Annotated in this window: 17 protein-coding genes; 9 read left to right on the top strand and 8 right to left on the bottom strand. The window is 45.7% G+C overall.

Features of this window, described 5'->3' with window-relative positions:
* Positions 1-10 precede the first annotated feature (10 nt).
* Positions 11-1,042, top strand: a complete 1,032-nt coding sequence (dapD, locus tag L3V32_RS06640) for a 2,3,4,5-tetrahydropyridine-2,6-dicarboxylate N-succinyltransferase (protein ID WP_237284009.1) — start codon at positions 11-13, stop codon at positions 1,040-1,042.
* Positions 1,043-1,112: 70 nt separating this feature from the next.
* Here dapD and glpQ read toward each other — a convergent pair whose 3' ends face one another.
* Both glpQ and glpT read right to left on the bottom strand, forming a co-directional pair.
* Positions 1,113-2,168, bottom strand: a complete 1,056-nt coding sequence (gene glpQ / locus L3V32_RS06635; RefSeq protein ID WP_085342700.1) for a glycerophosphodiester phosphodiesterase — start codon at positions 2,166-2,168, stop codon at positions 1,113-1,115.
* A gap of 56 nt (positions 2,169-2,224) precedes the next feature.
* Positions 2,225-3,589, bottom strand: a complete 1,365-nt coding sequence (gene glpT / locus L3V32_RS06630) for a glycerol-3-phosphate transporter (RefSeq protein ID WP_006742417.1) — start codon at positions 3,587-3,589, stop codon at positions 2,225-2,227.
* An 896-nt stretch (positions 3,590-4,485) separates the two neighbouring features.
* Between glpT and L3V32_RS06625 the strand changes: the two genes are divergently transcribed.
* From L3V32_RS06625 to L3V32_RS06605, 5 genes are all read left to right on the top strand, one after another.
* The gene (locus L3V32_RS06625; protein WP_046875005.1) at positions 4,486-5,340 is read left to right on the top strand and encodes an MIP/aquaporin family protein; all 855 of its coding nucleotides are present in this window, start codon (positions 4,486-4,488) and stop codon (positions 5,338-5,340) included.
* Between the two features lie 59 nt (positions 5,341-5,399).
* A complete protein-coding gene (glpK, locus tag L3V32_RS06620; protein ID WP_006742415.1) occupies positions 5,400-6,917 on the top strand; it encodes a glycerol kinase GlpK in 1,518 nt (505 codons plus the stop codon).
* A gap of 159 nt (positions 6,918-7,076) precedes the next feature.
* Positions 7,077-7,868, top strand: coding sequence for a DeoR/GlpR family transcriptional regulator (locus L3V32_RS06615; RefSeq protein ID WP_006742414.1), 792 nt, complete (start codon positions 7,077-7,079; stop codon positions 7,866-7,868).
* 177 nt (positions 7,869-8,045) lie between these two features.
* Complete coding sequence (gene glpD, locus L3V32_RS06610; RefSeq protein WP_006742413.1) at positions 8,046-9,605, top strand: glycerol-3-phosphate dehydrogenase; 1,560 nt, start codon at positions 8,046-8,048, stop codon at positions 9,603-9,605.
* Positions 9,606-9,887: 282 nt separating this feature from the next.
* Positions 9,888-10,841: a CorA family divalent cation transporter gene (locus L3V32_RS06605; RefSeq protein ID WP_237284008.1), complete on the top strand. Its 954-nt coding sequence runs from the start codon at positions 9,888-9,890 to the stop codon at positions 10,839-10,841.
* A gap of 72 nt (positions 10,842-10,913) precedes the next feature.
* Here L3V32_RS06605 and L3V32_RS06600 read toward each other — a convergent pair whose 3' ends face one another.
* Positions 10,914-12,098, bottom strand: coding sequence for an NnrS family protein (locus L3V32_RS06600; protein WP_237284007.1), 1,185 nt, complete (start codon positions 12,096-12,098; stop codon positions 10,914-10,916).
* A 186-nt stretch (positions 12,099-12,284) separates the two neighbouring features.
* Here L3V32_RS06600 and L3V32_RS06595 point away from each other — a divergent pair, with 186 nt between their 5' ends.
* Positions 12,285-12,836 carry a gamma-glutamylcyclotransferase family protein gene (locus L3V32_RS06595; protein WP_237284006.1) on the top strand — a complete coding sequence of 184 codons (552 nt, stop codon included), beginning with the start codon at positions 12,285-12,287 and terminating at the stop codon, positions 12,834-12,836.
* A gap of 38 nt (positions 12,837-12,874) precedes the next feature.
* On the opposite strand, the gene L3V32_RS06590 is transcribed toward L3V32_RS06595, so the two are convergent.
* Both L3V32_RS06590 and L3V32_RS06585 read right to left on the bottom strand, forming a co-directional pair.
* Positions 12,875-13,471, bottom strand: coding sequence for an outer membrane beta-barrel protein (locus L3V32_RS06590; RefSeq protein WP_012841470.1), 597 nt, complete (start codon positions 13,469-13,471; stop codon positions 12,875-12,877).
* Positions 13,472-13,612: 141 nt separating this feature from the next.
* Entirely contained in the window at positions 13,613-13,945 is a 333-nt protein-coding gene (locus tag L3V32_RS06585; RefSeq protein ID WP_005494151.1) for a tRNA-binding protein, read from the bottom strand.
* 176 nt (positions 13,946-14,121) lie between these two features.
* Here L3V32_RS06585 and L3V32_RS06580 point away from each other — a divergent pair, with 176 nt between their 5' ends.
* Complete coding sequence (locus L3V32_RS06580) at positions 14,122-15,120, top strand: substrate-binding domain-containing protein (RefSeq protein ID WP_020835443.1); 999 nt, start codon at positions 14,122-14,124, stop codon at positions 15,118-15,120.
* Positions 15,121-15,210: 90 nt separating this feature from the next.
* On the opposite strand, the gene L3V32_RS06575 is transcribed toward L3V32_RS06580, so the two are convergent.
* Entirely contained in the window at positions 15,211-16,599 is a 1,389-nt protein-coding gene (locus tag L3V32_RS06575; protein WP_237284005.1) for an MFS transporter, read from the bottom strand.
* 70 nt (positions 16,600-16,669) lie between these two features.
* The gene (locus L3V32_RS06570; RefSeq protein ID WP_053312902.1) at positions 16,670-17,740 is read right to left on the bottom strand and encodes a cellulase family glycosylhydrolase; all 1,071 of its coding nucleotides are present in this window, start codon (positions 17,738-17,740) and stop codon (positions 16,670-16,672) included.
* A gap of 212 nt (positions 17,741-17,952) precedes the next feature.
* On the opposite strand from L3V32_RS06570, the gene L3V32_RS06565 reads away from it, so the two are divergent.
* The gene (locus L3V32_RS06565) at positions 17,953-18,978 is read left to right on the top strand and encodes a LacI family DNA-binding transcriptional regulator (RefSeq protein ID WP_237284004.1); all 1,026 of its coding nucleotides are present in this window, start codon (positions 17,953-17,955) and stop codon (positions 18,976-18,978) included.
* 73 nt (positions 18,979-19,051) lie between these two features.
* Here the strand turns inward: L3V32_RS06565 and galM are convergent, their stop codons facing one another.
* A complete protein-coding gene (galM, locus tag L3V32_RS06560) occupies positions 19,052-20,116 on the bottom strand; it encodes a galactose-1-epimerase (RefSeq protein WP_237284003.1) in 1,065 nt (354 codons plus the stop codon).
* Between the last annotated feature and the right edge of the window lies 1 nt (position 20,117).

The raw sequence follows: 20,117 nt of genomic DNA, 5'->3' as shown, positions 1-20,117 counted from the left end.
GAGATCAACTATGGCTTTCTTTTCTCTAGCCTTTGGTACAGCGACTAAAAACCGCGATGGCAAAATCATTGAAGCGTTTTTTCCAAACCCAGTTCTTAACCCAAGCGACGCACTTGTTAACGCACTAGCAGCAGTAGCAGGTTACGAACAAGGCAACCAAGCTATCGAGATCTCTGCTGCACAAAGCGCAGAACTTGCGGCGGCTTTCGAAGCAAACGGCGATGCAGCAAACGCATCTTTCGCAACCAAAGCAGCAGAATCAGCACAGCCGCTTGTACTGGTTATTCTAGCTACGGATGAACAGCCACAATCTGTTGCTGAAGGCTTCCTAAAACTTCAACTTATCTCTAACCGTCTAGTTAAGCCACACGGCACAGTACTGGATGGCATCTTCGGTCTACTACACAACATCGCATGGACTAACGAAGGCCCAATCGACCTACCTGAGCTGGCTGAGCGTCAAATCGAAGCTCGCCTAGCTGGCCGTACGCTAAGCGTAGATTGCGTAGACAAGTTCCCTAAAATGGTGGACTACGTGGTACCAACTGGTGTTCGTATCGCAGACACTTCTCGCGTACGTCTTGGCGCACACGTTGGCGAAGGCACAACTGTTATGCACGAAGGCTTCATCAACTTCAACGCGGGTACTACTGGCGTGAGCATGGTTGAAGGCCGTATCTCTGCGGGTGTGGTTGTTGGTAACGGTTCAGACATCGGTGGCGGTGCATCTATCATGGGTACACTATCTGGCGGCGGTAAAGTGGTGGTTTCCATCGGTGAAAACTCTCTACTAGGCGCAAACGCAGGTCTTGGGTTCCCAATGGGTGACCGTTGTACTATCGAATCAGGTCTGTACGTAACCGCTGGCTCTAAAGTACTCATGCTAGATTCTGAAGGTCAAGAAGTCGAAGTGGTTAAGGCTCGCGATCTTGCTGGTGTTTCTGACCTACTGTTCCGTCGTAACTCTGTAACAGGTCAAATCGAGTGTCTTGCAAACAAGAGCGCAGTTGAACTGAACAGCGAATTGCATAAAAACAACTAATAAATAGTTAAGAAAAATCCCCCAGCAGGAAACTGTTGGGGGATTTTTTAGCTTACAGCAAAATGCGTGATTACTGATTTAAAAAGCTGACTGCTTTATCTGGGAAATCAGTAAACAAACCATCCACTTTCACTTGGTTGTAGTACACATCCATCATGCCTTCAAAGCTGTCAGTGTACGCTGGAATGCGTCCTGGATCGGCACGGAACGTGTATGGATGCACTTGCAAGCCAGCGTCTTTTGCAGCCTTCATCAACGGCTTAATGATGATGTTGTCTTTGGTTGACTTATCATCCACCAGCATCGGCTTCCAAGGTCCAATACCTTCGGCGTAACTCGCCACTTTCTTCATGCCGTCGGCTTCGAACATCCAGTCATAACTGTATGGTGTTGCTGTATCGCCTTTGTACACCATAGTTTCGTTCCAGTCCGTGTAAGCCATAAGCTGAACGAGCTTTAAGTCCATGTCCATTGCAGGCATGAGCTCACTGTTGATGCGTTGAAGTTCATTCGCATCGAAACACTGCAGGTAGACTTTGTCGTCTTGCGAGCCGTAACCGTAATGCTTTAATACTTTAAGTACCGCTTTAGAGATGTCCTTACCTTCATGACGATGGAACCAAGGCGCTTTAATTTCTGGGTAAATACCGATGTCGTAACCCAACGTCTTGTTAAGTCCTTGGATCAGCTCAATCTCTTCAGCAAACGTCGGCACGGTAAAATCCGATTTCCACATTGGGAATCGTGTCGGATAACCAGCGACCTTATTACCTTTGTCATCGATATTAAAGCCTTCAGTTACTCGCAAGGATTTGATTTCCGCCAGTGTGAAATCAATTGCGTAGTAGCGACCGTCTTTACGTGCACGATCAGGAAAACGCTCCGCAACATCCGTTACACGATCGAGATAATGGTCATGCAACACGACCAACTGGTCGTCTTTCGTCATTACTACATCTTGCTCTATGTAGTCAGGTTTCATTGCGTAAGCAAGCGCTTTTGCCTCTAGCGTGTGCTCAGGCAAGTAACCCGATGCGCCACGGTGTGCAATTACAAGCGGTTTCGCAATCGCACCAGCGGAGAGGCTAAGTGCTAAAAAAGTAAGACATACTGACTTTGTTTTCATTGTTATTTCCTTGATAAAGCGAAGAGGCAGTATTCCACTGCCTCTTTAAATAAATATTACGCTAGCGCTTCCTTTTCGCGCTCTTTTTGCTCGTGGTGCGCACGCTCACCTAAGAAGGCGTACATCAAACACACAATAGAAGTAATACAAGAACCCACTAAGATGATAAAGCCACCATCCCAGCCAAAGTGGTCTACCGTGTAGCCCAGAATCGCGTTTGCGGCAACTGCCCCACCTAAGTATCCAAATAAACCAGTAAGACCAGCAGCAGTACCAGCGGCTTTCTTCGGAGCGAGTTCAAGTGCGTACAAGCCAATCAGCATAACCGGACCATAGATTAGGAAGCCAATTGCAATCAGTGCCATCATGTCCACCATTGGGTTACCAGCAGGGTTAAACCAGTAAACCATCACTGCAACGGTCACTAGCACCATAAATAAGATGCCAGCAGGTGCACGACGACCTTTGAACAATTTGTCTGAAATCCAACCACACAATAATGTGCCTGGAATGCCGGCCCATTCGTATAAGAAGTAAGCCCATGACGATTTATCTACCGAGAAATCCTTCGCTTCTTTTAGGTAAACAGGTGCCCAGTCCAGTACGCCGTAGCGAATTAGGTAAACAAATGCGTTTGCAATTGCAATCGACCAAAGCAGCTTGTTGTTGAATACATACTTAAAGAAGATTTCCTTGGCTGTCATTTCTTGTTCGTGCGACTTGTCATAGTCATCAGGATAATCGTCTTTATACTCTTCGATCGGTGGCAAACCACAAGATTGAGGCGTATCGCGAACCGTCATCCAAACAAACACAGCAACCAACGTGGCGAAAAATGCAGGAACATAAAATGCAGTGCGCCAATCATCGTTAAATGCCCACAGGCCAAGAATGAATAGTGGACCAATCAAACCGCCACCCACGTTGTGTGCCACGTTCCAAACCGAAACGATCTCACCACGCTCTTTACGTGACCACCAGTGCACCATGGTTCGTCCACATGCGGGCCACCCCATGCCTTGGAACCAACCGTTCAAGAAAAGCAAAATGAACATCGCAGTGACGCTGCCAGTCGCCCATGGCATAAAGCCAAAGCAAAACATCACTAATGCAGACATCAACAGGCCGCCACTTAGGAAGTAGCGAGGGTTGGAACGGTCAGATACGCTGCCCATTAGAAATTTAGAGAGACCATATGCAATGGAAACAGCTGCCAGCGCGACACCTAAGTCACCGCGGCTAAAGCCTTGCTCGATAAGATAAGGCATCGCCAAACTGAAGTTTTTACGAACCAAATAGTAACCGGCGTAGCCAACAAATATACCGATAAAGAGTTGCCAACGGAGGCGAGAGTAGGTGCTATCGATACTGCCTGGGGACAGACGATCAATGTGCGCCTTAGGTTTGAATATTCCAAACATAGGAACCTCATTATTTTGTATGCGATGGTAAAAAACACAAAAGGAGCGAACGAAACAAAAAAATCTTCGTTCGAAAGTTCATGAATTGTATTGAGTTAGGATTTTATTTCTGTGACAAATGTTGCACATGAATTAAATATAAGTAAATACAGTAAATTAGAGCGCATTAATTAGACCATCGTTCAACTTTACTCATAATTAGTTAATATGAAACTGATGTTTCAACCTCTCATTTGAGCATTCCAATTCGAAACCAATGAAAAAAAGGCTCGAATAAGAACACAAATTAACCGTAAAAAGGGTGTTTCACATCCATCCTTGTTACGCGACACCACTAAATAACTAAAAAGATGAAAAATGTTCGCGCTTAGTATCAAACGAAATAACAAAACTAATGTTATCTGAACTCAAACCTAGACAGTGATTCACGAACACAAGACATAAACCGCGTTTATTTTCCTCTCCATTTTCATAATTAACACTAATTTGGATAACAAGTTCCTCTCGAGATATAAACATAGCAACGCATTTTCTTATATCACCGCTAGTCCTTGATGTACTTGACCTCACCTTACCTCTTTAGGGTTAATTACTACGCAAAATCTGAGTAATAAATCCCCAAGCACGTAGCAGCTTCACAAAACTCCTCTTACCAGTTGTGCATTCTTTTTCACATCGGTAATTTGAGCGCTTCCAAAACACACTTCGTAGTAAAGAAATTCTTTTCGTTGTTTTCTTTTTCGATTAAAAGATGCGCCATTTAACAAAAACGAAGACTTTGATTAACAATTTTATGCTCAAACGCTCATTTTTAACGCGCGTTTGTTTTCGCAAACGTTTATATGTGCACAATAGTATCGTGCTAGACAGGCAAAAATGATCAAAGGACTTTTAACATGACAACGAACAAACACCCCTCTCTGCTCGGAGAATGTTTGGCCGAGTTTATCGGTACAGGACTACTTATCTTCTTCGGCGTAGGCTGTGTCGCAGCCTTAGTTCTAACAGGCGCATCATTTGGACAATGGGAAATCAGTATTGTATGGGGCCTAGGTGTCGCCATCGCTATTTACTGTACTGCCGGCGTTTCAGGCGCGCACATCAACCCAGCGGTAACCATCGCACTCGCTATGTTCCATGGTTTTGATAAGGCGAAAGTGGTGCCATACATCATCGCCCAAATGCTTGGCGCATTCTGCTCTGCTGCGTTGGTTTACAGCTTATACAGCAACCTTTTCACCGACTACGAAATCGCACATAACTTCGTCCGCAGTAGCCAAGATGCACTAGCAACCGCTGGTATCTTCTCAACCTATCCACATGCTTCCCTCTCTTTCTTTGGCGCTTTTGCTGTGGAATTCGTTATCACTGCCGTGCTGATGTTTGCGATTTTGGCTTTGGGCGATGAAAATAACGGCGCTGCACGAGGTGCAATGAACCCGCTGTTAATCGGTATTTTGATTGCCGTGATCGGTGGTTCTCTTGGTCCACTAACTGGCTTCGCGATGAACCCTGCGCGCGACTTTGGACCGAAACTGTTCGCTTACTTCGCAGGCTGGGATTACGCTCTGACAGGTGCTAAAGACATTCCTTACTTTATCGTGCCTTTACTTGCTCCGATTGCAGGTGCGTGTTTTGGTGGTTGGTTGTATCCAAAAGCGATTGCGGCTTACCTTCCACAACAAGGCCACGGCTGTACAATTCCAAACCAATGTGAGACGGAAGAAGAAACAGAAGAAGCTAGAGCTTAAAACTGACGCAACTCGAACATTTACTAAAATATAAATAACGAAACAAAAGGATTCTTACCATGACTGAGCAAAAATACATTGTTGCCCTAGACCAAGGTACGACAAGCTCTCGCGCAGTAATTCTTGATCATGACGCGAACATCGTAAGCGTCGCACAGCGCGAATTTACTCAGATTTATCCAGAGGCAGGTTGGGTAGAACATGACCCAATGGAAATCTGGGCAACACAAAGCTCTACGTTGGTAGAAGCTCTAGCTAAGTCTGGCATCCGTAGCGACCAATTGGCGGCTATCGGTATTACTAACCAGCGTGAAACCACCATCGTCTGGAATAAAGAAACAGGCAAACCCGTTTACAATGCGATCGTATGGCAATGTCGCCGTACTGCTGACATCTGTGAAGATTTAAAAGCGCGTGGTCTAGAAAACTACGTACGTGACAACACAGGTTTGGTGCTTGACCCTTACTTCTCAGGTACCAAAGTGAAATGGATTCTGGACAACGTTGAAGGCGCGCGCGAAGACGCAGAAGCAGGCAAGCTGTTGTTCGGTACCGTCGATACTTGGTTAGTTTGGAAGATGACTCAAGGCCGCGTTCACGTGACCGACTACACTAACGCATCGCGTACAATGCTATTTAACATCAACGATCTATGTTGGGATCAGAAAATGTTAGATGAGCTTGGTATCCCAGCATCTATGATGCCAGAAGTAAAACGTTCATCGGAAGTTTACGGTAAGACCAACATTGGTGGTAAAGGCGGTACTCGTATTCCTATTTCTGGTATTGCTGGTGACCAACAAGCTGCGCTTTACGGCCAAATGTGTGTTGAAGCGGGTCAGGCGAAAAACACTTACGGCACGGGTTGTTTCTTGCTAATGAATACGGGCCAAGAAAAAGTCACTTCGACGCACGGCCTACTGACAACTTTGGCTTGTGGTCCTAAAGGCGAGCCTGCTTATGCACTTGAAGGTGCCGTATTCATGGGTGGTGCTTCTATCCAATGGCTACGCGATGAATTAAAAATCCTAAACGGTGCAGAAGACTCTGAATACTTCGCAACCAAAGTGGATACCTCAAACGGCGTTTATGTCGTGCCTGCCTTTACTGGTTTAGGCGCACCATACTGGGATGCCTACGCACGTGGCACGATTGTCGGCCTTACTCGCGGCGTGAACTCAAACCACATTATCCGTGCGACTTTGGAAGGCATCGCTTACCAAACTCGTGACGTACTGGATGCGATGCAAGCCGACTCAGGTATTAAACTTGCGAATCTTCGCGTCGATGGCGGTGCGGTAGCGAACAACTTCCTAATGCAGTTCCAATCCGATGTATTGAATACAGAAGTACACCGCCCTCAAGTAACAGAGGTTACCGCTCTTGGTGCAGCCTACCTTGCAGGTCTTGCCGTGGGTTACTGGGACAGCATTGACGAGTTGCAGAATAAAGCGGTGCTTGATCGCACGTTTGAGCCGCACGATGATGAAGAAAAGCGCAATCGTCGTTACAAGGGTTGGAAACGCGCAGTGAAATGTGCGCAAACCTGGTCTGAGCTTCACGACGAAGAAGATTAATCTCACCTCCATACGAAAAAAGAGCGCCATTTGTGCGCTCTTTTTTGCGCTTTGCCCCTGATTCCTGAACTCGCTTACTTCTCACAACGCGCAAATTCGAGCACAATAGAGCTTCGAATTTGAAGCATTGGCCGTTACCAATGCACAAGGGAGTGGTAAGTGAAGCAAATACCTCGACACCAACAGATTGTTGAGTTGGTGAAAAAACAAGGCTATGTCAGCACGGATGAGTTGGTAGAAAGATTCAATGTCAGCCCACAAACCATCCGACGCGATCTCAATGAACTCGCCGACGACAACAAAATTCGTCGTTATCACGGTGGTGCAACCATCCCTCTCAGTTCTGAAAACACATCTTACAACACGCGTAAAGCGCTCAACTTCAATGAAAAAGATGTCATTGCAGACGAGGTGGTCAAGCACATTCCTGATGGCGCGACTCTATTTATTGATATCGGCACCACACCAGAAGCGGTTGCGCGAGCGCTCAATAAAAACCATAAACAGCTACGCGTGGTTACCAACAATATCAACGTGGCAACCATTCTCTTCCCCAACCCAGAGATCAAAGTCATCTTAGCTGGCGGTGAAGTTCGAAGTCGCGATGGCGGCATTGTTGGAGAAGCCACTCTCGACTTCGTTAAACAGTTCCGTCTCGACTTTGGCATTCTTGGCATCAGTGGTATCGACTTTGATGGTTCACTGCTGGATTTTGATTATCACGAAGTAAGAGTCAAACAAGCGATCATCGACAACAGCCGCAGTGTATTTCTTGCCGTCGACCATACCAAGTTCGGGCGCAATGCCATGGTGAAGCTAGGCAATATCGCTCAGCTCAACATGATCTTTACCAACAAGCAGCCACCAGAAGAAATCTTGTCGATTTTAAAAGAAGCTTCAATTCCACTTGAAGTCGTTGAAGCGAACGAGACAAACTTCGAAAACGAGTAGTTTCAATCATTAATTTGCCTCTCAAATGACCTCTGTCTTAATTAGGCAGAGGTTTTTTTTGTGCCTAAATCACACAAAACGCTCACAAACGAAAATAATAGATGATCAAAAACGAAACCTAAGCTAGGATTAGATTATGTTCTAAAATGCTCGTTCGCTCACCAAGAGGTCAAATTTATGAGTATACAAAAAAATGCTTCCACTACTAGCTCATCCACTACCTTAGACTTGATCGTAATTGGTGGCGGCATTAACGGGGCTGGTATTGCGGCAGACGCAGCTGGCCGCGGTTTGAGTGTTGGCTTATACGAAGCAAGTGACTTCGCGTCCGCTACTTCTTCGGCAAGTTCTAAACTGATCCACGGCGGTTTACGCTACCTTGAACACTACGAGTTTCGTTTGGTTTCGGAAGCGCTCGCAGAACGTGAAGTTATTCTTCGCAAAGCGCCTCACGTTGCCCTACCAATGCGTTTCCGTTTGCCTCATCGCCCATTCCTACGCCCAGCTTGGATGATTCGCTGTGGTCTGTTCCTTTACGATAACTTGGGTAAACGTACGACTCTGCCAGGCAGCAAAACCGTCAACTTAGCGAAATCGGGCTTGCTAAAACCAGAAATGAAAACCGGTTTCGAATACTCTGACTGTTGGGTTGATGACGCGCGTTTAGTATTACTTAACGTTCTGGCTGCTCGTGAAAACCATGCAGAAGTACGTAACTACTGCCGCGTAGAAAAAGCACACCGTGAAGGTGGTATCTGGCATGTCACAATTCATGACGTGATGACAGACCAACGTTTCGAACGCAAAGCAAAAGCACTAGTAAACGCAGCTGGCCCTTGGGTAAAACAGTTCTTTGATGATGGATTAGAGCAAGCCTCTCCTCGTAACATTCGCTTAATCAAAGGCTCGCACATCGTTGTTCCTCGTATCCACAACGAACCGCAAGCCTACATTCTTCAAAACAAAGACAACCGCATCGTATTTATGATTCCTTACTTAGATAAGTTCTCAATCATTGGTACAACAGATGTGGAATACAAAGGTGACCCACGCGAAGTGGCAATCTCAGATGACGAAGTCGATTACCTCATCGACATCGTAAACCAACACTTTGTCCACCAGCTGACTCGCGAAGATGTGGTTTGGACATACAGCGGTGTTCGTCCTTTATGTGACGATGAATCTGACTCTCCGCAAGCGATCACACGAGACTACACGCTAGAACTCGATGCGGAATACGACCATGCACCTCTGCTTTCTGTCTTTGGTGGTAAGCTGACGACCTACCGTAAGCTGGGTGAAGCGGCAATGAAAAAGCTGGCTCCTTTCCTACCAGAGATGGGAAGCGACTGGACGGCAAATCAAACCCTACCTGGTGGTAACTTCAGCTGTAGTCGTGAACAATTAGCTAAACAAATTCATGCTAAATACGCTTGGGCGCCAGAAGCATTGATTCTTCGTTACGTGACACAATTTGGTACCCAAACGTGGAACTTAATGGAAGGCACAGCAAGCGAAGCTGACCTTGGACACGCGTTCTCATCGCAAGCTGGCGGTGTTTACCAACGTGAGATCGACTACTTAATGAACCATGAAATGGCAATGACCGATGAAGACATTTTGTGGCGTCGTACCAAGCTTGGTCTGTACATGAACGACGAAGAAAAGCTGGCTTTATCGGACTATTTAAAAGAAAAGCTACAGCAGAAAGTGGTTAATCTTTCTCAAGTTGGCTAGCTGCTCCTCCCCTCCCCACTAGAAAGCCTGCCTCGCTGCAGGCTTTTTTATTTTGCTGTTTTTACACCACACTTTGGCTTGCTTCACTTGATTACAAATAAGAGCAACTATTCATAGACATTTAGCGTTAAATGCAATCATACTCATTTAAATAATTATCCCTGAATAACTTCATGGCGCTGGGTTCAGAACGTTATCACTGATGCACTTCCCGGAAAAATGCAGTGGAAGAACAGGCTCTTTCCGAGTTATTTGGGGAAAGGCTCAGACAAGGAAAAGAAAATGGGTTTTATGATTGAACATTGGGATTTTTCAACCCCAGAAGCAACTCAGCAATCCACAACGGCGGAGCAGATTCAAGCCAAACATTGGTACCATTGTGAACGGCTGCATCCCGATATTCGTGGCTGGCTAGAGCAAAACCAAGTACCACGTGCCACTGTTGATCACCTGTTAGCCGACGAGAGCCGACCGTCTTTCCACCCTTTGGATGACGAGAACTTCATGTTGATTTTACGAGGCGTCAATATGAATGGCGATGCTTCACCAGAAGACATGCTCAGTATTCGAATTCTCTATTTTCAAGGGGCACTGATTTCAACACGTAAGATCCCATCGCGTGCCATCATGGAAATTCGTCAAGCATTGGCGGAACATAAAGGTCCGAAAAGCCTTGCTGGTTTACTTCATCAGGTTATTGAAGGATTGAATAGCAAAATAGACGTTTACCTCGATACGATTGAAGAGACGTTAAACCAGTTTGATGTGAATGATGAATCGACGTACAAGCATATGGCGACTCAAAAAGCGCTTATCTCCATCAAACGTTTTATTCGCCCTCAGCAATATGCTATTCGTGATCTCGTTGAATCAGAGTCCGAGTTGGTGGCTTTAAGGCCCCATCAATATCGCTTCGCCCACAATAATATTACGCGCATAAATGAAACACTTGAGTTTTATCTTGGAGAAGTCGCACTCTTTCAAGAAGAAATCAAACATCATCGTGACGAGAAAACTAATAAAAACAGTTATCTATTTACCTTGGTGGCGACTATTTTCTTGCCAACCAGCTTCCTTACAGGTTTGCTTGGCATCAACATTGGCGGTATGCCAGGCGTGGAATCTGCCATGGCGTTCACCTGGTTCTGTATCGCTTTAATTGTCATCTTTGCTCTAGAGTGGTGGCTATTCAAACGTTTGGGGTTTACGAATAAAACGGACGACGAAGACGAATAAGCACTAATCCTATAAAGAACAAAAATCAAAAGAGGAGCGCGCGGCTCCTCTTTCTCTACTCACATTAGAGCCCTATCCGGGATGACCATCAACGCGAGGTGTAATAAGCATCACGCCAAAGCGCCACACAAACAGGCCAAATGCGACAATCCACAATCCGCCACTGATATCAATCCACAGCATCATATTGGCAGGATCAAATATCACGGCAAAACTGCGAACCAAAGCTGCCGCGGTAATCGCCGCAAACGCAAGGCTCATGTTCGGACCTTTGTAGATCATGCGACCAGTGTGCCCCATCGTCACGCGCGCGATCATCGCCAAAATCAAGCCGCCTAATGCACCTATCGCAAACAGGTGAATCAGGTTATGGCTGGCAAATGCATCTCCCCAAGTGCCTCGCAAAATTAAGCTTAGTGGCAAACACAAATACGCAGCATGCAGCGACCACACTAAAGGCTCGCTCAGGGTTAACCAAGGTTTCCAGCGAACAAAACGCACCAGCTGAGCAACTCCTGCAAACAGCATCAACGGATTGCCTAATTCTGCAAACGTCACAGGGAAAAAGCTCAGCACAAATAGCATTACCAACGGCAAGTTCGCGAACCATTCTAACCAAGCCAGTGGTTGCGCTTTTTCGAAATTAAATCGACGCGCAGTAAAGAATGGAATCACACGTCCGCCCATGACCGACAATAACAGCGTAAACCACCACAACATCGCCTGCCATACAGCAGAAGAGCTAAACGGCGGCATGCCTTTTATTGTTGCGTAGCTTGCAAAGTTCGCAAAAATGGCCAAAAGAAACAGCGGTACAAAAAACAGATTACGCCAACCTTTGGCTCGATAAACACGAATGCCTACCTCATAGGCAACAAACAACAAAAATACCGCTTCAATGCTGCTGGTTAACCATAACGGCGCTGACGTCCAAAGCAATATTCGGGGCGCGAGCCATAAGCCAAATAAGACCAAAAGCGTGTAATGCTTGGTGCCATTAATGCCAGTCCAGTTTTGTACCGCGGTCAGTACAAAACCAACCACAATCGCCATCGAAAAGCCGAACAACATTTCATGTACGTGCCACCATAATGCCGGTACAGCTAATGCGTTTGGCTGTCCGCTCTGGAATATCCACACCCACAACGCGATCGCAACAATGGCGTAAATCGACCCAAACAGAAAAAACGGCCGAAAGCCTAGTCGCAGCCATGCAGGGATTTTTTCTTCCACTTTTTTATCGGTGATATTCAGCATTATCTTGCCCTCAAGCGTCTCTCGATGCTGGTTAACTCAACTACGATGTTGATGCTATCATAAACATGCATAGAAAATACATGTTAAAAAATAAGATTATACTTAAGGGGTAAAGTTTGTGCTTCATGGGCTGGTTAGGTATAAACAGTCCAAGACACAAAAAATGAGTTAAGGGATGCAACGAAGATGTACATATTTGGCTATGGCAGTTTGATTAATTCTGCGTCACGTAAGTTAACCGGACAAACGGGAGAAGCCATTCCCGTCATTGCTCATGGACTGGTGCGCTACTGGGGAAAGATTGATGACAGCTATACTCTGTCTCCTCTGGTTGTGAACCAAGGCGATGGGCAGGTCAACGGCGTTTTACTCGAAGTGAATGAAGAAGCTCTCGCAGAATTCGATCGCCGTGAGCGTGGTTATCATCGTATTCAAATTCAGCCAGATCAAATCGAATCGGACGCGAACTTTAACCAAGAACATAGCATCTGGGTTTACGTAAAAGACGAGCCATTACCACCGTGCGTAAAAAGCCCAATCATGCAAAGCTATGTCGATACCGTGCTAGCAGGTTGCTTAGAAGTATCTCATGCGTTTGCAGAGCATTTTGTGCGTCACACCATTGGCTGGCAACACGCAAGAGAAAATGACCGCCACCAACCTAAATATGGCAACCTTGCAGGCGTGCAAAAGCATCATTACGAGTTGATTGACAATCTAATCAAAAAAGGAGCCTAACGGCTCCTTTTTAGTATCTATGTTTTGCTTATGCGAGCTTAAAACTTGTAATCAACGCCAACGTACAGGCTGTCAAAATCAAATTCAAGATCGCCACCACCTTCAACATCGATGGTTACTGTAGAAGCACGGTAGCCACCAGAAACAACCAGACCTGAAGCAAATTCATAACCCACTTCAGCACCATAGTTAAAGCCAGCATCGCTACCATCAGTCTTACCAGTGAAACCAGAAAGGTTTGATTTTGCCTCTAAATCAACCCCAGTTACACCTAGACCAACAACAGCACCAACATAAAAACCAGTGCCAGAGAATTGGTACTTAGGTTTAGCATTAAGGTTGAATGAATAACCTTCAACAGTAGCTTCTAACCAATTACCCGCGCCCGATGCTTTTTCTTCGAAGCTACCGTAGTAAATGTACTCACCTTCTAAAGCCAATTTGAAGTTTTCTGAATATTGCAGCTCTTTACCTACCGCAATACCCAAACCTGTAGCTGAAGAGCTGTAAGAGTGACCTTCAACTTCAAGATCAGAGTTAAGAATATCTGCGCCAACATACCAGTTACCTTTTGCTTGAACTGACGCTGAAGCAACCACTGCACCTAAAGCCAATAATGGCAATACTTTTTTTATTATAATTTCCTATGTTTTTCATACTGTTAAACAGTTTTTAAAAGCACGGAGATTATAAATAGAGTTGAATATATTCCTATTGATTTATTTATGAGACACAAAACATAAACACGAACAATAAAACGTTTGCTTGATTAAACTCTAAACAATTCTCACCCCAGTCGGCATCGCTCTTTCTGGCGTAAGCAACACACTTTCGGACTCATCATCCGTTTCTGCGCACAACAACATACATTCGGAGGTTTCGCCGCGCATTTTGGCTTTGGCAAGATTACACAACACGACCACTTGTTTGCCCATCAACTCTTCCTCGGTGTAATAAGGTACTAAGCTGGTTACGGTTTGCAGTGTTTTTTCACCAATATCAATTTGCACAATGTACAGCTTGTCTGCATTTTGATGACGAGCCACTTCAATGATTTTTCCGGTACGAATTTCCAGTTTGGCAAAATCAGAGTAAGCAATAGTTTCCATAATTAAAACCTCAGTAAAGTTTTACTAAAAAGATAACGTTTACACTATCAGTAAGCTTAATAAATACAAGTGGTAAAGATCTCATTTCCGAAAGCAAATTCCCTATCAAATTGCACTTATTACACAATGGGTGTTTAATACTTCCAGTCAAAATTTTTAGCCACTAAAGGTTCTATATGGCAACGATCAAGGATGTCGCGAAAGAAGCCGGTGTTTCGGTCGCAACGGTTTCTCGCGTGATCAACAAGTCCCCAAAAGCCAGTCAATCATCGGTAGAGTCGGTCACCAAAGCAATGAGCAAATTGGGTTACAGACCCAATGCCGCAGCTCGCGCACTGGTGAGTCAAAGCACAAATACCATGGGTGTGTTGGTGAGTGATGTGTCCGATCCTTTCTTCGGCACGCTGGTCAAATCCGTCGATAATGTCGCGCGCGAAAATGGCAAACATATCTTGATTGGCAACGGTTACCATAATCCAGAAGATGAGCGTCAAGCCCTAGAATTGCTGATCAACAGCCGTTGCGATGCAATAGTCATCCACTCGAAAGGCTTATCTGATGAGGAGCTAATTGGCTATGCCCAAGAAGTGAAAGGTATGGTGCTTATCAATCGTCATATCCCAGAACTGGCCGAACGTTGTATTTCCCTTGATAACCGCAAAGGAGCATTCCTCGCGACAGAATATTTAATTCGTCACGGGCATCGCAAAATCGCTTGTATTGCCTCATCCCACGATATCGAAGATACCGATGAGCGATTGCAAGGTTACCAAGCCGCATTGAAAGAACATGGTATTGAGCTCTCCAAAAGCTACATCGAATACGGTGAGCCCAACAGTGATGGTGGCGAAGTTGCGATGACCAACCTGTTAACCAAATCTTTGGAGATTACTGGAGTGGTGGCCTACAACGACTACATGGCCGCTGGCGCACTCGCAGCGTTAGATCAAAATGGCATTGACGTACCAAGTAAGGTTTCTATGGTCGGGTTCGATGATGGCTTGATCGCCCGCTTTGTTCACCCTAGCTTGACTACTATTCGCTACCCAATCGAGATGATGGCAGAACGCGCCGCCCGTTTGGCTTTGGCGCTGTCTCGTGACGAAAAAGTTGAAGATGAAACCATTATTTTTAGCCCAACGTTAGTACGAAGAAATTCTGTCGAGCGTTGTTGATGGTGGATAATCTGTAATTTGAAAACGAAAAACCCGCTCAGGTTATTGAGCGGGCTTTTTATTTGAGCACTTGTCGAGACGATATGGATTCTAGCTCAAGGCTTCGTGCGGTTTTACAGACTTAACGTCAACGCCTTGCGCAAACTCACCACGCTGTAATTTTTCTCGTAAAATCGCATGTTGGTCTTCGGTAAATGTGTAGCGAGACATAATGAAGATGCGCACTAGAGCTCCCAATGCGGGTAGCAACGCAATACAGAAGAACATGCCATTGAGCGCGGTTTCCGTTTGCGCCGCATTTGGTACATAGCCAATCATCGTCAAGATTACCCCCGTTAAGCCGCCCGCTACCGCAACAGAAAGTTTGCCTGTAAAGGTTTGTCCTGAGAACGTGATCGCCGCGGTACGTTTGCCACTGTGGTAGTACGAGTACTCTACTGTGTCTGCAATCATGGCCGAGATAAGAGGGTTGGTCATCATAAAGATGCCAGTAATCACCGCTAACCACGCCATCACGACCGTTGGATTATCATAGCCAGTAAAATAGAACCCAATGCGAGCGATGATCTCTAAAACACACAGCGCAATAAAGATGTCACGTTTTTTGAAACGCTTTGTCAGCACAGGCGTAGCCAAACACGCAATCGCACTTACCAAAGTGATGGTACCAATCAGAGAGACTAACCCTGCGTCCCCCATGTTGTATGTGAAGAAGAAAATGTACAGGCCATTCACTAGATTGAAAAACACATTCATGAAAAACGCTGCCAGAATAAAAAATAACGGCTTGTTTCTACGAACGGCTTGAAAGGTTTGTTTTAGCGTGACTTTTTCGCAGCTCTTCGTCGAGATACGTTCTTTGGTGTTGTAAAAACCGTTCAGCATGAAGAACAAACCCGCAATCATCAACACAATCACAGCTGGTAAGTAACCCTGATCTGCGCGGCCATCAGCGAAGTAAGCGCTCAGTTTCGGGAACACAACCAAAGTCGCACCAATACCCGCATTCACCCCTAACATGGCACAAGTTGCCGCTTTTGCTCGCTCTTGTGGTTCATCCGTCATAACAGAAGACATAGACCAAAACGGCACATCAGAAATGGTGTAAAGCGTACCCCAAAGAATGTAAGTGATACCGGCATACATCACTTTTGTCGATGTATCAGCATCGATGTTATAGAAAGCGGCCACCGTGACCAGAACAATCAGAACCGGCGTAAACAGCATGTAAGGGCGGAATTTACCAAAGCGAGAATCTAACGTGTCCATGTATCCGGCAATGAGCGGATCGTTCACCGCATCCCACACACGAGCAATCAAAAAAATCGTACTCGCCGCAATTGGAGAAATGCCCAAAATATCGGTATAGAAATAAAGAATAAAAGAGCCGACTAGACCAAAGCTAAAGCACTGGCCTACCCCATAGCCGAAGTAAGACATCAGCTCCTTATTAGTGAGTTTGTTTTGTAGAGTAGTCATTGTTCACGTCTCAATTGATTTTATTGTAAAAAAGAAACCGACCCATTTCTCAGAGTCGGCTCACAGGCAATTAATCCACTTCTGCGAGTGTTTTGATCAATTGCACTTCGCTTGCGTCATACGGCTGTCCTTGCTCATCAAGCAGATCGTGGAACCATTGACTCGCATAGTTTGCATCGCTACGTTTTATCTCTGGCCAAGGCAGATGCGTTTGTGTTTTTCCTTTCACTAATCCCCACTGGTAGCAGCCAATGTTTTTCTGTTTAAAGACCGGAAGCTGTTCGTGCATGTACGATTGCGCATGACGAGCAAGCCACTCAGTACACATCATTGGTCGGTTGTAGCTTTCTACAATTTCAACGGCTTTATGGAACAGATCGAGTGGTAAGTAAGCGTGGAAAGTAATGATGTCCGATAGCTCCATCGCTTTGCGATCGGTTGGGTGTTCATAAATCGGCAGGCTTCGGTCAAGAATGCTTGGCGCATGCCAAGCGCCGACGGTAAGAGGCTGAGTTGGGTTTTCTTCACGTGCCCACTCAAACGCTTGTTCCATCAGCTCATGACTAAAGGTTTCCATTTCTTCGTCGTAAGCGATCTCACCCGTAGTGGTGAAAATCATACGGTTGGTTGGCTCGTTATAGAGATCCCAAATAACGATTCGAGGGTCATTTTTGTAGGTAGAGATGATGTCGCGAATATACGCTTCGACCTCACCCCACATAGATTTGTCCATCACCAGATTGCGACCAGGACTTGCTGCTGCTTGGCTGTTGTGCAAATCCGGTACTGGCGCTTTTTGTTCACCAAGATAAGGATGGTCGCCCGAAAAACCGCAGTCATCCATCGGCGTGAGCATCACTTTGATTTGATTGCGTTCGCAAATATCCAGAAAGCGCTCAATTCGCGCATGTAAACCATCGCGATCCGCTTGCCAAACTATAAATGGTAAGTTGGTACGTAAAGTGTTGTAACCCACATCATGCGCCCAAGCTAACTCTTGTTCCATCACCTCAGGTGCAAAAGATTCCGCTTGCCACATCTCATTCCAGTTAACCGCTGTGCGCGGTAAATAGTTAAAGCCACGTAGCCAGCCATGCTCTTTTTGCCATTGCCACGCTTTCTCTTCCGACCATCTTTTCATCTTACTCACCTTAAAACTAAATTATTAACTAATAATATTAGCTAATATATTAATTAATAATTTAATGACTAGGTGCTCAAAGAATAAACGTGGTGAAAATCACAGCTTTTAAGTTGCTCTGACTTACTTTTGTGATCTTTATCTTTAAAGGATGATCCGAACTTAATCTTTAGCTAATATCTTTAGCTAACGAAATTACGTAAAAGAGCAGAATGGCTAAAAAAATCACCATGAGTGACATTGCGGCGGCGGCTGGCGTCTCTCAGTCGACCGTATCGCTGGTATTGAATGGCTCAACTTCCGTAAAAATCGCGGAAGCGACCAAACGTAAAGTGCTCGAAACCGCAGAATCACTTGGCTACAAAAACAAAAAGGTTGCCCATGCTTTGGGACGCCCTAAAAAGATCGCATTGGTGATCAACGGCTTAACCAGTTATGACCCATTTATCGATGCCATAAATGCAGCGAGAGAAGAAGCGTGGTCAAACGACTACATTTTGGTGACGTTCAATTACAGCCATGATGAAGTGTTGGCAAGCAAGATTGAGTCGGAGATCAACGGCGGTGATTACGCAGGCTTGGTTTACGCATCCAGTATGACGCGAGAGTTGGAGCAGCAACGCGTCACAACTTCCTTACCGACTGTGCTGCTGAACTGCACCAACGAAGAACACACCGAAACGCCAAGTATTTTGCCGGCCGATATGATTGGAGCTTACAAAGCAGTTTCACACCTCACAGCGCAAGGTTATCGTCGCATTGCCATGCTGTCTGGTGAAAGTTGGATGCTAGCCAGTAAGCAACGTGCCGATGGTTATCGTCAGGCTCTCATTGATGCAGACATCATTCCTAACTCAGAGTATTTAGTCGATGCAAACTGGTCGCTAAAAGAAGCGCACCAGCAAACACTGTCTCTACTGAATATGGAGCAGCCGCCGGAAGCGATTTTCTGTGGCAGCGACTATATGGCAATGGGGTGCTACCAAGCGATAGCGGAATTGGGGTTGAAGATTCCTCAGGATGTTGCCGTTGTCGGTTACGATAATCAGCAAATCGCCTCTGAAAGCTTTCCAGCATTAACGTCGGTTGAACTGCCCTACTCAGACATGGGTAAACTCGCAATCGAATCGTTGATGGCACTGATTGAAGGGCAACCGTTGCTTTCTAACAAACGCAAAGTAGAGGGTGAGCTCATCGTTCGAACCTCTTCGATAAAAACAAAAAAGGTGGGTATGTAGCCCACCATAACACCCAAAGTCGTTGGAGTTGCAGCATCGCTGCCGCTGCAAGTTCAAAGGGCAGAAGTGCTATCTAAAATTCAAACTGATAAGTAGTTTGATGCTGATAGCAATCCCCAGAGCTCAACACCCCATTGTTGAGTCCCCATTCTGGTTTGTTTGGCCCGTCTGGAAAGTACTGCGTTTCCAACGCAAGGCCGTCATAGCGTTCGTAAGTTTTACTTGCACCTGGCGTACCGGCTAAGAAATTACCTGAATAAAACTGGATGGCAGGCTTGGTGGTTTTCACCTTCATCACCACATCTTCTTTTGGTGCAATTAAAACCGCAGCGACAGATACGCCATCGGTCACTTCAGGCATGAATACAAAGGCGTGATCGTAGCCACCAGCAGTTTTCTGATCTTGCTCAGCAAGAAATTCTTGGCCAATCGATTTTGGCTCGGTGAAGTCGAAACTGGTACCCGAAACTGTTTTTTGTTCACCGGTAGGAATTAACCCCGCATCCGTTGGCAAGTAATGCCCAGCATTGAGCTGTAAAGTATGATCCAAACTTTTCGCGCGGCTCGCCTCACCAGCCAAGTTAAAGTAGGCGTGATTGGTTAAATTCACTGGTGATGTTTTGTCGGTCGTAGCATCATAGGCGATAGCTAGTTCATTCTCGTCAGTGAGCGTGTACGTCACCTTCACATCGAGATTTCCCGGATAGCCTTGGTCACCGTCCGGGGAGCGAAGTGAAAAAGTGACCTGTTGATCATTTTGCTCTTCAACCTTCCAGCGGCGTTTATCAAACCCTTCTAGGCCACCGTGCAGTGAGTTTTCACCGTTATTGATACCAAGTTGATACTTCTCTCCGTCGATCTCAAACTGCCCTTTCGCAATTCGGTTAGCAAAGCGGCCAACAATGGAACCGAAGTAAGCGTCTTGCTTCATGTGTTCAGCCATATTTGGTGAGCGCAACAACACTTCACGGTTTTCACCATTTACCGGTAATGTGCAACTCAACCACGTCGCACCGATATCCATAAACGACGCTGTCATACCATTCGCGTTGGTCAAATGAATCAGATTCACAGTTTGGCCATCAAACGACGGCGTTTGCGCCATCGCTTGTTCTAGTTGTTGAAAATAGGCTTTCATC

Source organism: Vibrio sp. J2-4, from assembly GCF_021728155.1.
Lineage (GTDB): Bacteria > Pseudomonadota > Gammaproteobacteria > Enterobacterales > Vibrionaceae > Vibrio > Vibrio diabolicus.
Note: the sequence above shows the minus strand (reverse complement) of the source record. Positions and strands in the feature narration are given on the sequence as shown.